Source organism: Clostridium sp., assembly GCF_021372645.1.
Taxonomy (GTDB): Bacteria; Bacillota; Clostridia; order Clostridiales; family Clostridiaceae; genus Clostridium.
Genome location: NZ_JAJFUC010000026.1, coordinates 63,699 through 76,413 on the forward strand (window position 1 = coordinate 63,699; position 12,715 = coordinate 76,413).

The following is a 12,715-nucleotide window of genomic DNA, read 5'->3' on the forward strand; positions in this document are numbered from 1 at the left end:
AAAAATGTACACGCAACTTTTCTAAAACTTAAACATATTATAATATCAAGCACTGCTATGGAGGAAAAAGGTGTTTATATTAAATAGCTTTATAGACTTAATATGTAATTCATTTTTTTTAACAGGATATGTAACAAACAGCAATACTTTTCCGTTACCCTTAGATGAAGCAGAAGAACAAATGTATTTAAAGAAGTTTAAAGAGGGCGATAAAACTGCAAAAAGCATTTTGATTGAAAGAAACCTAAGATTAGTAGCTCATATAGTAAAAAAGTACTCATTTCCTAATAAGGATGTGGATGAATTAATTTCTATTGGTACTGTTGGATTAATAAAGGCTATTGATTCTTTTGATTCTAGTAAAGGAACTAGACTTGCTACTTATGCTTCAAGGTGTATTGAAAATGAAATTTTAATGTTGTTTAGAAATAATAAAAAACAAAAAAGTGAAATTTATCTTCAAGATCCAATTGGAGTTGATAAAGAAGGAAATGAATTTTGCCTTATGGATATATTAAGTAGTGAAAAAGATTGTGTTTTAGAAAAAGTTGAAAGTAATTTACAAATTAGAGCTTTATATAAAAAATTGGTTGAGTCATTAACTAAAAGAGAAAGTTCCATTTTAATTATGAGGTATGGATTAATAGATGGAAAGTGCAAAACACAAAGAGAAATAGCTATAATTTTAGGGATTTCACGTTCCTATGTGTCAAGAATTGAAAAGAAAGCTTTGAAAAAATTGAAAAAAGAGTTATTTACAAAAAATTAAAATTATGAATATTTTTTTATTTATATAGAGGAATATTGACATACTTAGAATAAGGGTGCTATTTTTATATAGTACCCTTATTTTTACAAAAAAATAATTCACCTATAAAAAAGTACGCACCGATGAAAAAGCGCGAAGCGCAACCAAGAACATTTTAAGCACATATAAGAACAATTAACTTAAAAAAGAGAATTAAGGACTGTTGTTCATATGTATATATAGAGAAAATTATAAAGTGATTAGGAGAGAGGAGATTATGGCAAAAATAGATAGATTATTAGATGATATTGATATACGGCATGTATCTGATATTCATATAACCTCAGGATTAGCTCCAATGGTAAGAATTGATGGAAAACTTATAACGGCATATGGCGATGTTATACCTTATGAAGTAGTTGACGAATATATCAAGGATTTAGTGCCAGATAAATACGAAGAATTCTTAGAAAATGGGGAAATAGACTTTAAGTATAATAGACATGGAATATGTAAATTTAGAGTTAATGCATTTAAATGTAGAGAAAGTTATGCTATCTGTCTTAGGGTTATTAAAGAATCTATACCAAGGCTTAAGGACTTAACAACTGCACCTGCTTTAAAGGCTTTTACTGAATTAAATGATGGATTGGTTTTAGTTACAGGACCTACAGGCTCTGGTAAAAGTACCACCCTTGCTGCGATGGTTAATGAAATAAATATGACTAAAGAAAAACATATAATAACTTTAGAAGAACCAATAGAATATGTATATGATGCTAATAAGTGTATGATAAATCAAAGAGAAGTTGGACAAGATACAAAAAGTTATGCAATGGGACTAAGAGCTGCTCTTAGGCAAGATCCAGATGTTATACTTCTTGGAGAAATGAGAGATCCTGAAACAATAGAAATAGCTTTAAGAGCAGCACAAACAGGACATTTGGTTTTTTCTACTCTGCATAATATGGGAGCAGCAAATAGTATATATAGGATTATAAATTCATTTGAGTCTGGTCATCAAAATGAAGTTAAAATTCAATTGTCTTCATTACTTAGGGGCGTTGTTTCACAGGTGTTATTGCCAAATGCCTCAGGAAAAGGTAGAACAGCTGCAATGGAAATAATGGTATGTACATCAAGTATAAAAAATCTTATCAGAGAAGGAAATTATGAACAAATTAATAGTTTTATTCAAATGGGCTCTAAGTTTGGAATGCAAACTATTGACATGGATTTAAAAAGATTAGTGAATAATAATATTATATCAAGACAACAATATGAAATATGGATATCAAATAATAAATAAATTAAATTAAATTAATTTGTTTAAATAAAAGAGGAATTTCAATAGATATGTTGAATTCATAGTGCAAATAGATTTTTTTCTGTAAGGGAAGGCTTGATTTTATGCAACAAGAGATAATTACATCTGTAGATTTTGGAAGTGGGAAGTTATCTGCAACTATAGCAGTTAAAGGAAAAGAAGAACTAGAAATATTATGTGTTAAATCCTGCAAATCAATAGGCATAGAAAAAGGAATGTTAACAGATATTAATAAGTGCAAGAAAGCTGTAATTAATTTATTAACGGAATTAGAAGAAAAGATAAAGAAAGATGTTAAATATTTAACCATTGGCATTTCTTCAAGTAACGTTAGAATTACAGAAACAACAATTCAGACTGTTCTAAAAGAGGGAAAGGTTACAAGTCAAGATATAAAAAAAGCACTAAAAAATGGACAAAATACTATTACTATAAGTAGTGATGAGTCTATAGTAGATGTGTTAATAAATTTTTATATATTGGATGGTAAGGTAATACATGAAGATATACTCAACTGGAAAGGAAGAAAACTTGAATTAAATCTCACATTAGTAATAGCAAAAACAAAAGAAATTGAAAAATATTATGAGATTTTTAAAGAAACTAAATATAATATTGAATTTGTAAAGCTAAACATATTATCAGGAAAACAAATATTTTTAAATGAAAAAAATTCCATAGGCAATGTAGCATTAGCAGATATTGGTGCTGGAATTGTTGATATAGTTTTATTTAGTAATGGTATTCCTCAAAGTATAGATTGTTTACAAATAGGTGGTAATAATATTACTAATGATTTAGCTATTTGTGGAAGATTTTCTTTTATAGAAGCAGATAATATAAAAAAGATTTATTCAAGTAATTGCAAGGCATTCTATAACGATAATTCTATTCCAGATGAAATTGAGGTAGGAACTACAAAAGTATCTAGGAAATTATTTTATCAAGTTGCAAATGCTAGGATTGAAGAAATATTAAATCATATTAATATCAAATTAAAAAATACTGGTCATTATGATAGAATTTGTAGTATAATTCTATATGGGGATGGAGTTAGCTATTTTGAAGATATAAATGAAATTGTTCATAAAATTTTCAAGGTGCGAACCAAGGTCATAAAAAGAATTGATTTAGGAATAAAGAATTCAGAAAATATAACTTCATTAGCGATAGCTAAAGAAGTATATGATAGATTAAATTTATTAGAGGATAGGAACGTAGTTCTAACTAATAAAAGTAATGAAAATAAGAAAATAGAGGAAATAGGAAATTTACACAAGAATGAAGATAAAAATCATATATTAAAAAAAGTTAAAGGTTTTTTTGATAAGCTTTTTTAAGGGGAGGAATTGTTTTGTTAGATTTTGAGACAGATATGCAAGAATTAACCAATATAAAAGTAATTGGTTGCGGTGGCGGTGGAAGTAACGCTGTAAATAGAATGATAGTTGAGGGATTGAAAAATGTTGAATTTATTGCAATAAATACTGATAAGCAAGCATTATTGCTTTCTAATGCAAATCAAAAGATTCAAATTGGAGAAAAATTAACTAAAGGATTAGGCGCTGGTGCAAATCCTGAAATAGGAAAGAAAGCAGCAGAAGAAAGCAGAGAAGAAATCACAGCTTCAGTAAAGGGAGCTAATATGGTGTTTATTACAGCTGGAATGGGTGGCGGAACAGGAACTGGTGCTGCTCCAATCGTTGCAGAAATAGCTAAATCTATGGAGATATTGACTGTAGGGGTAGTTACAAAGCCATTTCCTTTTGAAGGAAAAAGAAGAATGAGGCATGCAGAAATTGGAATTGCCAATTTAAAAGAAAAAGTTGATACATTAGTTATAATTCCAAATGAAAGATTACTTAGTATGGCTGATAAGAAAACAACACTGTTAGATTCTTTTAAATTAGCGGATGAAGTGCTAAGACAAGGTGTACAAGCGATTTCAGACTTAATTACAATAACGGGTGTAATTAATGCTGACTTTGCTGATATAAAAGCAGTAATGCTTGATAAGGGATTAGCGCATATGGGTGTTGGATTTGGTAAAGGTGATACTAGAACACAAGATGCTGTTAGACAAGCAATATCATCTCCACTTTTAGAAACATCAATAGATGGAGCTACTGATGTTATTATAAACTTTACTGGTGGAGCGGATCTTGGAGCATTGGAAGTATACGATGCAGCTGATGTTGTACGTGAAGCTGTTGATCCAGATGCAAATATAATTGTTGGAGCTGTAATAGATGAAAATCTTAGTGAAGAAATAAGAATTACTGTTATAGCAACTGGATTTGAAAGTGAAAATAGTAGAATAGCAAATACTATATTAGAAGAACCAAAGAAACCTCAAGTACAGGTACAAGAAGTAGCAAAGCAAGAACCAGAAGTTGCTGTAGATGTGAAAGAATCAGAAATAAGTTCTAATAATTATGAAGCAGATGATTTAGATATACCTGTTTTTTTAAGAAGACAAAAGAGATATTAATTATAATAGGTATATTTCAAAAAATAAGAAGTCAATATGCATGGCATATTGACTTCTTATTTTTTCGTTTATTTTAAGGTACTTATATTATAAATTGAAAAGTTAGATTTTGTTATACTTATTTATAGCAAATTTATATAAGATAAATGAGTTTATTTTTATATATTAAGTTAGTTTTCAATATAAAAAAGTAAACAAAAAAATATCGTGTATATATATGTAAAAAGTTAAATTAAAAAAACAAAAGTATTTAATGTCATTGCGACAAATTTTTAAAATAAACAAGTATATAATAAAATCAACACAGAATGGAGGAGTTAAGATGGAAGTTTATGCTGACATTATAATTTTAGAAAATTGTATAGTAAATTTCTTTTTATTAACATTAACCATGAAATGCATAAAGCATAAATGTAAGATAAGTTCATTAATATGCTCTAGTTTAATAGGAGGAATTTATACTATAGTTCTACTAATTCCTAAGTTAAATATATTGGCTTGCTTGCCTTGTGAATTAGCAGTAGCTTGCATCATGATTAGATTAGTGTATGGAAAGACAAGCATTTTCAATATGATTAAATTATTAGTTACATTTTTAATGATGACATTTACTTTAAGTGGAGTATGCTTTTTATTTTCATTAAAACAAAATTTATGTTTACTAGGAAACACATATAAAATAGAAAAATATTCAGTTAAATATATTATGTTAGGAATAATGATTATATATTTAATTTATAGTAGATTTATAGAATACATTAAAGATAAATTATTTACTAATAATTTTAGTTTTAAAATTGAATTTGAAGTAGAAAATAGACAATATAGTTTTCAAAGTTTTTTAGATACAGGAAATGAGTTGAGAGAGCCAATTAATAATCTTCCATGTATTTTAATTGAAGAAAATTTAATAAATGATATAAATTTTGATGGTAAGAACATATATCATATACTTTATAGCTCAATTGGGCATGATGGTAAGCTTAAAGGTATAAGAGTTAATGATATAAAAGTAACAAAAAAGGATTGCTTATATGAGAAAATTGATGCAATAATATGCCCTTGTAAAGAAAAGTTAAGTAATGAACATGAGTTCAATGCTCTATTATCAAGGGGAATAGTATATAAGGGGGATATATATGGAAAAACTAATGTTGCTATTTAACAAATTAATATGCAAGTTTAAGATGTTTAGAAAAAAATTATATTATGTTGGTGGAAATGATGCTTTGCCACCACCCTTATCAAAGGATGAAGAAGAAGAGTTAGTAAACAAATTAAATTACGGAGATGAAAAAATTAGAAGTACATTAATTGAAAGAAATTTGAGATTAGTTGTTTATATAGCTAGAAAATTTGAAAATACAGGTGTATATGTAGAGGATTTAATATCTGTTGGAACTATTGGATTAATAAAAGCTGTAAATACTTTTAATCCAGAAAAAAAGATAAAGCTTGCAACTTACGCATCAAGATGTATAGAAAACGAAATTCTAATGTATTTAAGAAGAAATAGCAAGATAAAAGCTGAAATTTCATTTTATGAACCACTAAATATTGATTGGGATGGAAATGAACTGCTATTATCAGATATATTAGGAACTGAAAACGATACAGTATATAATTTGATTGAAGATGAAGTTGATAAACAATTATTAGTTATGGCATTGAAAAGCTTAAATGATAGAGAAAAAGAAATAGTACGTCTTAGATTTGGATTAAATGGAACAAGAGAAAAGACACAAAAAGAAGTAGCTGATATGCTTGGAATCTCTCAATCGTATATATCTAGATTAGAAAAAAAAATAATTAAAAGATTGAAAAAAGAAATAAGTAGAATGATTTAGCTTGTCTTCAAGTATAAAAGTATTGCCTATCGGAGATAATGTTTAATGCAATGGATTATTACTTTCGAAGGGGTTGATACTTGTGATAATTAACAAAGTAGAAATATGTGGCGTTAATACTTCAAAACTCCCTATACTTAAAGAGAAAGAAAAAAAGCAACTTTTTCTACAGATGAAGGCAGGAGATAAAAGTGCAAGAGAAACTTTTATAAAGGGAAATTTAAGATTAGTACTTAGTGTTATTAAAAGGTTTAACAATAGAGGAGAAAACATTGATGATTTATTTCAAGTTGGTTGTATAGGACTGATGAAGTCTATAGATAATTTTGATTTAGCTCAAAATGTTAAATTTTCAACCTATGCAGTGCCAATGATAATTGGAGAAATTAGAAGATATTTAAGAGATAATAATTCTATTAGAGTTAGCAGATCTCTAAGAGATATTGCTTACAAAGCTTTGATTATGAGAGAGAAGTTTATAAAAGATAATAATAAAGAGCCTACTATATCACAAATTGCAAAGGAACTTGAATTGCCGAGAGAAGAAGTGGTATTTGCTCTAGATGCAATACAAGATCCGGTATCACTATTTGAACCAATTTATCATGATGGAGGAGATGCCATATATGTAATGGATCAAATAAGTGACGCTAAAAATACCGATGAACATTGGCTTGAAAAAATCTCCATTAAAGAAGCAATGAAGAAGCTTACAAGTAGAGAAAAATTAATATTAAATTTAAGATTTTTTAATGGAAGAACTCAAATGGAAGTTGCAGATGAAATTGGAATTTCACAAGCGCAAGTTTCAAGATTAGAAAAAACAGCTTTAAAGCATATGAGAAAACATGTATAAAAATAAGATATTAATAATATTATAATTATGGGGGATAATTATGGAACTTGAGCTACATTCACTTAATGCTATGAGAAATATGGAAGTAATAGATATATTAACAGGAGCTAAAATAGGGTTTATAAGAGATTTCAAAATAGACTGTAATGAAAATAAAATAATTTCGTTAATATTGCCTGGAGAAATAAAATCATGGTTTGGAAAAGAAGATGGAAAAGAAATTCTCTGGAAAGATATAATTAAAATTGGGAAAGATGTTATATTAGTAAACACAAAAGATGAAATAGATGTAAACAATGTATAGCCATATTTTGAAAATATATGTATAATAATTATAAGATTTTGATACACGAAGGCAAAGAGGTGAATGAAAGTATGAAATGTCCATTTTGCAGTTTTGAAGAAAGCAAGGTTGTAGATTCTAGATCAACAGATGATAACACAACAATTAGAAGAAGAAGAGAATGCTTAAAATGTACTAAACGCTATACTACGTATGAAAAGATAGAGGATTTTCCTATTTTAGTAATAAAAAAGGATTTGACTAGAGAAAATTTTAATAAAGAAAAAATAATTAATGGTCTAATTATAGCGTGCCAAAAAAGGCCTATATCTAGAAAACAAATTGAAGATATGGCATATGATGTAGAAAAAACAATTTCTAATAGTATGCTTACAGAAGTTCCATCAAAGGATATAGGAGAAATGGTTATGGCTAGATTGAAAGATTTGGATGAAATATCATATGTAAGATTCGCATCAGTTTATAGACAGTTTAAGGACATAAATACTTTTCTAGAAGAAATAAAAAATCTTATAACATAATCACATGTTTAAGGATATTGAAAAAATAAATTTCAATATCCTTTTTCTTATAATTATACAAATTCAATTCGCAATGAAGGAGAAAGCTTAAAGAGAAAGTTTAAGAAACCAAATATAAAATGCTTACAGGATACCCTAAAGGGCATAAACTGTGCATTGAAATGTTATATATAAGTTAAACTTTAGTTAATAAAGATGATAAATAGTCAATAGAATGTTAATATTAAATAATAAGATATATTTAGAGATAAATAATTTTATGAACAATAACGTAAGAAGAATTTATGCTCAGAAGGTTATAAAAATTTTTTAATTTTAGAAATTTCATGGAGGATTAGATTGAATAAATTAGATTTTAAATTATTAAAGAAAAAAGATGATTTTGTAATAATAGATGGTGAGAAATTTCAAATTGTATTTACAAATGCAGAAAGAGATAGAAGTTTTAACAGAAATACAGAAAAAGGAATAAAAGAGCTAAATTCATTAAAAAAAGAATTTAATGTAAAAGATATTATATATCTTAAACAAATTCATAGTGATAAAATATTGAAATATATATGTGATGATAAAAGTATTAAGAACGAAGATGGAGATGCAATAATAACAAATGAAAAGAATGTTATTATTGGGGTTTTTACTGCCGATTGTGTACCAATTATCTTAATCGATGAAAAGAATGAGGTAATAGCTGCAATCCATAGTGGGTGGAAAGGAACTTTTGAATCAATTACATTAAAAACTATTGAAAAAATGAAGCGTGAATTTAATACAAATGAAATAGATATCAAAGCATATATTGGTCCACATATTAGGCAATGCTGTTATGAGGTTTCAGAAGAGCTAAAAGTGAATTTTATAGAGAAAAAAAAGACAATAAGTGAAGAAGAATTATTTTATAAAAATAATCTTAATTTAGAAGCATGTATAATAGATGATTTAAAAAGAGCTGGAGTACAAGATTATAATATAAATAGTTTAAATTTATGTACGTATTGTAGTCATGATACTAAATTACATTCATATAGGAAGTCACAAGGTTCTTATGGTAGAATGTTTTCTTTTATTATGTTACGTTGAGGAGGAAAAAGACTATGGCTAAAGAAAAAGTATTAATAGTTGATGATGAGGAACATATAATTGAACTATTAAAATTTAATTTACTGAATGCTGGATATGATGTTTTTATCGCTAATAATGGTATAGATGCAGTAAAAATAGCAAAAGCAGAGAAACCAAGTTTATTGTTACTTGATTTAATGTTACCAGGTATCGATGGATTAGATATTTGCAAGGAAATAAAAAGAGATAATGAAATGAAAAAAGCATCGATAATAATGCTAACTGCAAAAGGTGAAGAATTAGATAAAATACTTGGATTAGAACTTGGAGCTGATGACTATATAACAAAACCATTTTCAGTTCGGGAATTACTTGCAAGAGTAAAAGCTGTTTTAAGAAGAACAAATACATTTAATGAGTCGGAAGAAGATGTTTATGATTCGCAAAGCCTTAAAGTAGACTTTGAGCGCCATGATGTATATGTTAATGGAGCAAAAGTAGATTTAACATTAAAAGAATTTGAACTTTTACAAATATTAATAAAAAATAAAGGAAAAATTCTTAAGAGAGAAACTTTATTGGACAAAATTTGGAGTTATGAATATATAGGTGAAACAAGAACTGTAGATGTTCATATAAGATATCTTAGAAAGAAGATAGAAGAAGATGATAAAAATCCACAATTTATTGAAACTATAAGAGGAGTGGGTTATAGATTTAACCCAACAGAATAACAATGAAAAATAAGATATTAACGTCTGTTATTATAACAGTCTTATTTGCAATCATAATTGTAGCATTTTCTTTTATGGTATTAATAAATTTGGAACAAGTGAAGAATACCAAAGAGGAGCTTAGAAATGTTAATTATTTAATTTCCGAACTTTATAATGTTAAAGACATTAGTCAAAATGATTATGAGGATTTGAAAAGGCTAAATAATATAAAAATAAATGATATGAATGTGCGATTTACACTTATAGATAATAACGGAGTTGTATTATATGATAATGAGCAAAAAAGCAGTGAAAATCATAAGGAGAGAATAGAAGTTAAAGAAGCATTAGATAATGGGGAAGGATATTCCACGAGGTATAGTGATACAATTAAAGCTAACTTAATTTACTATGCAACTAGGTTAGATGATAATTTTGTAATTAGAAGTGCTGTTTCTATAAATATAATAACTATATTACAAAAAGAAAATATTAAGTATTGTTTATTAATATTAGTTTTAGTTATCACATTATCTATATTCTTATCTTTAAGGTTGGTTAGAAAAATTGTTGAACCAGTAAAAGAGTTAGAAAGTGTAACATTAAAAATGACTCATGGAGATTATAAAATAAGAGCTAATGTTAAAACTAATGATGAACTTGGGACATTAGCGAATAGTTTTAATAATATGGCAGGACAATTACAAATAAAAATTCGTGAAGTTATAGAAAAGCAAACAAAAATAGAATTAATATTGAAAAGTATGGAAAATGGTGTTGTAGCTGTTGATAATCATAATAATGTAATTTCAATTAACCCATGTGCAGAATCATTACTTGGAATAAGGAAAAATATTGTGGGGCAATGTTTGTTAGATTATGTGAATGATTATGATATAAATAAATTCTTGCAACAAGAAGATGATGATGATGATAAAGAAATAAAAATACTTCACCCCATGGAGAGAGATTTTAAAATTAAAAAATCAGAAATGATTGATGGAATAGATAGTATAGGTAAAGTTATAATATTTCAAGATATTACAGATATAAATAGAGTTGAACTTATGAGAAGTCAGTTTGTTGCTAATGTATCTCATGAATTAAAAACTCCTTTAACATCTATAAAAGGATTTGCTGAAACATTGAAATTTGTTAAAGATGATGAGACAAGAGAGAAATTTTTAGATATTATAGATAAGGAAGCTGAACGATTAACAAGACTTATAAATGATATATTAGTGTTGTCAAATATTGAAAGTAATTTAATTGCTGATGTGGATGAGTTTGAACCAAGTTCAGTAATTGAAGAAGTTCTTAACATTATGAGAAAAAGTGCAGTTAATAGAAATGTTAAATTAGAATTTAAAAATAATAATAATGAACGTATTCTAGGAGATAGAGATAAATTTTATCAATTAGGTTTAAATTTAATTGAAAATGCAATAAAATATTCAAAAGATACTTCAGGACAAGTAGAAGTGTTGAGTTATAACGAAGATGGATATTATTGCTTGATAGTACAAGATAATGGAATAGGAATACCTAGAGAAGATATATCGAGAATCTTTGAACGATTTTACAGAGTAGATAAGTCAAGGAAAAAAGGTGGGACTGGTCTTGGATTAGCTATTGTAAAGCATATTGTTAAAATATTTAACGGAGAAATTAATGTTAAAAGTGAACTTGGCGAAGGAACAATCTTTAAAGTCAGAATACCGTATATTTAATGTATTTTACTCATACGAGCCATTTTATATAGAAAGAAGTGGAAGCCATTCTAAAAACAATGTTAAATTTATTTAACACATATCTAATATAATTTAACAGCTCTCTAATAATAGGTTAACTAAAAGGGTATATTATAGAGTGTGTAATAAGAAAGTGTTAAATAATATATAATTTATTTGGAGGGATATAATAATGAAAAAAAGAGCATTGAAATTAATGGTAAGTACTTTAGTTATAGGAATGTTAGGGATTGGAATTGCAGGTTGTGGAAATTCAGCTACAAATGATAGTAAGGCCGATAATAAAGCAGGGTCAAATGAAGTGACTGGATCTATAACAGTTAGTGGTTCTTCAGCATTATTACCACTAATGGAAAAAACAAATGAAAAGTTTAAAGAAAAAAATCCTAAGGCCGAAATTGGAGCTCAAGCTGGTGGATCAGGTACAGGACTTACTCAAGTGTTAGATGGAACAGTGGATATTGGAAACTCAGATGTTTTTGCAGATGAAAAATTAGATAAAGCAAAGGCAGCAGAATTAGTTGATCATAAAGTAGTAGCTCAAGGATTTGGAATTGTAGTAAGTAAATCACTTGGAATAGATGATTTATCCTCAGATCAAATTAAAAGTATATTCGCTGGAAAAGTTACTAACTGGAAAGATGTTGGAGGACCAAACAAAGAAATATTGTTAATTCATAGAACAGCAGGTTCAGGAACAAGAGCAACTTTCGAAAAGACAATACTTGGCAATGATAAATCTTTAGAAAATGATTCTTTAGGAGTAACTCAAGATTCAAATGGTGCAGTATTAAGTGCAATGAGATCAAATGATGGTGCAATTAGTTACTTAGGTCTTGCATACATGCAAACTAAAGAAGCTCAAGATGCTTTGAAATTAGTTAAAATTGATGGTGTATCTTCAGATAAAGCAAATATAACAGATGGTTCTTATAAATTTTGGTCATGGGGTCATATGTATACTAAGGGTGAAGCAACAGGACTTGCTAAGAGTTTTATTGACTTTGTAACAAGTAGTGATAATAAAGAAAACATGGAAAGTTTGGGATTTATTTCAGGAGCTGAAATGAAAGTAAAATAATTCAATTAAGG

13 protein-coding genes are annotated in these 12,715 nt (G+C 27.6%); all 13 read left to right on the plus strand.

Annotation, left to right across the window (positions count from 1 at the left end):
- Positions 1–70 precede the first annotated feature (70 nt).
- Positions 71–769, plus strand: a complete 699-nt coding sequence (sigK, locus tag LLF98_RS03750; RefSeq protein WP_291700952.1) for an RNA polymerase sporulation sigma factor SigK — start codon at positions 71–73, stop codon at positions 767–769.
- A gap of 256 nt (positions 770–1,025) precedes the next feature.
- Positions 1,026–2,057: a PilT/PilU family type 4a pilus ATPase gene (locus tag LLF98_RS03755; protein WP_291700954.1), complete on the plus strand. Its 1,032-nt coding sequence runs from the start codon at positions 1,026–1,028 to the stop codon at positions 2,055–2,057.
- A 101-nt stretch (positions 2,058–2,158) separates the two neighbouring features.
- Positions 2,159–3,415 (plus strand): cell division FtsA domain-containing protein, encoded by a 1,257-nt coding sequence (locus LLF98_RS03760; RefSeq protein ID WP_291700956.1) that lies wholly within the window; start codon positions 2,159–2,161, stop codon positions 3,413–3,415.
- Between the two features lie 14 nt (positions 3,416–3,429).
- A complete protein-coding gene (gene ftsZ, locus LLF98_RS03765; RefSeq protein WP_291700958.1) occupies positions 3,430–4,566 on the plus strand; it encodes a cell division protein FtsZ in 1,137 nt (378 codons plus the stop codon).
- Positions 4,567–4,888: 322 nt separating this feature from the next.
- On the plus strand, positions 4,889–5,731 hold the full coding sequence (locus LLF98_RS03770) for a sigma-E processing peptidase SpoIIGA (protein WP_291700959.1): 843 nt from the start codon (positions 4,889–4,891) through the stop codon (positions 5,729–5,731).
- Complete coding sequence (gene sigE / locus LLF98_RS03775) at positions 5,706–6,413, plus strand: RNA polymerase sporulation sigma factor SigE (RefSeq protein ID WP_291700961.1); 708 nt, start codon at positions 5,706–5,708, stop codon at positions 6,411–6,413. Before LLF98_RS03770 ends, sigE begins: the two co-directional genes overlap by 26 nt.
- Positions 6,414–6,495: 82 nt before the next feature.
- Positions 6,496–7,269: an RNA polymerase sporulation sigma factor SigG gene (sigG, locus tag LLF98_RS03780; RefSeq protein WP_291700963.1), complete on the plus strand. Its 774-nt coding sequence runs from the start codon at positions 6,496–6,498 to the stop codon at positions 7,267–7,269.
- Between the two features lie 40 nt (positions 7,270–7,309).
- Positions 7,310–7,573, plus strand: coding sequence for a YlmC/YmxH family sporulation protein (locus LLF98_RS03785; protein ID WP_291700964.1), 264 nt, complete (start codon positions 7,310–7,312; stop codon positions 7,571–7,573).
- Between the two features lie 71 nt (positions 7,574–7,644).
- On the plus strand, positions 7,645–8,094 hold the full coding sequence (nrdR, locus tag LLF98_RS03790) for a transcriptional regulator NrdR (RefSeq protein WP_291700966.1): 450 nt from the start codon (positions 7,645–7,647) through the stop codon (positions 8,092–8,094).
- 339 nt (positions 8,095–8,433) lie between these two features.
- Entirely contained in the window at positions 8,434–9,174 is a 741-nt protein-coding gene (gene pgeF / locus LLF98_RS03795; protein WP_291700968.1) for a peptidoglycan editing factor PgeF, read from the plus strand.
- Between the two features lie 14 nt (positions 9,175–9,188).
- Positions 9,189–9,890: a response regulator transcription factor gene (locus LLF98_RS03800; protein WP_291700971.1), complete on the plus strand. Its 702-nt coding sequence runs from the start codon at positions 9,189–9,191 to the stop codon at positions 9,888–9,890.
- 2 nt (positions 9,891–9,892) lie between these two features.
- On the plus strand, positions 9,893–11,602 hold the full coding sequence (locus LLF98_RS03805) for a sensor histidine kinase (protein WP_291700973.1): 1,710 nt from the start codon (positions 9,893–9,895) through the stop codon (positions 11,600–11,602).
- Positions 11,603–11,795: 193 nt separating this feature from the next.
- A complete protein-coding gene (locus tag LLF98_RS03810; RefSeq protein WP_291700975.1) occupies positions 11,796–12,704 on the plus strand; it encodes a phosphate ABC transporter substrate-binding protein in 909 nt (302 codons plus the stop codon).
- Positions 12,705–12,715 lie beyond the last annotated feature (11 nt).

What these genes read in the sequence shown, in the direction of transcription:
- LLF98_RS03755 (WP_291700954.1), top strand. Translation starts at nt 1,026, where the DNA reads ATGGCAAAAATAGATAGATTATTAGATGATATTGATATACGGCATGTA.
- LLF98_RS03760 (WP_291700956.1), top strand. Translation starts at nt 2,159, where the DNA reads ATGCAACAAGAGATAATTACATCTGTAGATTTTGGAAGTGGGAAGTTA.
- LLF98_RS03770 (WP_291700959.1), top strand. Translation starts at nt 4,889, where the DNA reads ATGGAAGTTTATGCTGACATTATAATTTTAGAAAATTGTATAGTAAAT.
- sigE (WP_291700961.1), top strand. Translation starts at nt 5,706, where the DNA reads ATGGAAAAACTAATGTTGCTATTTAACAAATTAATATGCAAGTTTAAG.
- LLF98_RS03785 (WP_291700964.1), top strand. Translation starts at nt 7,310, where the DNA reads ATGGAACTTGAGCTACATTCACTTAATGCTATGAGAAATATGGAAGTA.
- nrdR (WP_291700966.1), top strand. Translation starts at nt 7,645, where the DNA reads ATGAAATGTCCATTTTGCAGTTTTGAAGAAAGCAAGGTTGTAGATTCT.
- LLF98_RS03800 (WP_291700971.1), top strand. Translation starts at nt 9,189, where the DNA reads ATGGCTAAAGAAAAAGTATTAATAGTTGATGATGAGGAACATATAATT.
- LLF98_RS03805 (WP_291700973.1), top strand. Translation starts at nt 9,893, where the DNA reads ATGAAAAATAAGATATTAACGTCTGTTATTATAACAGTCTTATTTGCA.
- LLF98_RS03810 (WP_291700975.1), top strand. Translation starts at nt 11,796, where the DNA reads ATGAAAAAAAGAGCATTGAAATTAATGGTAAGTACTTTAGTTATAGGA.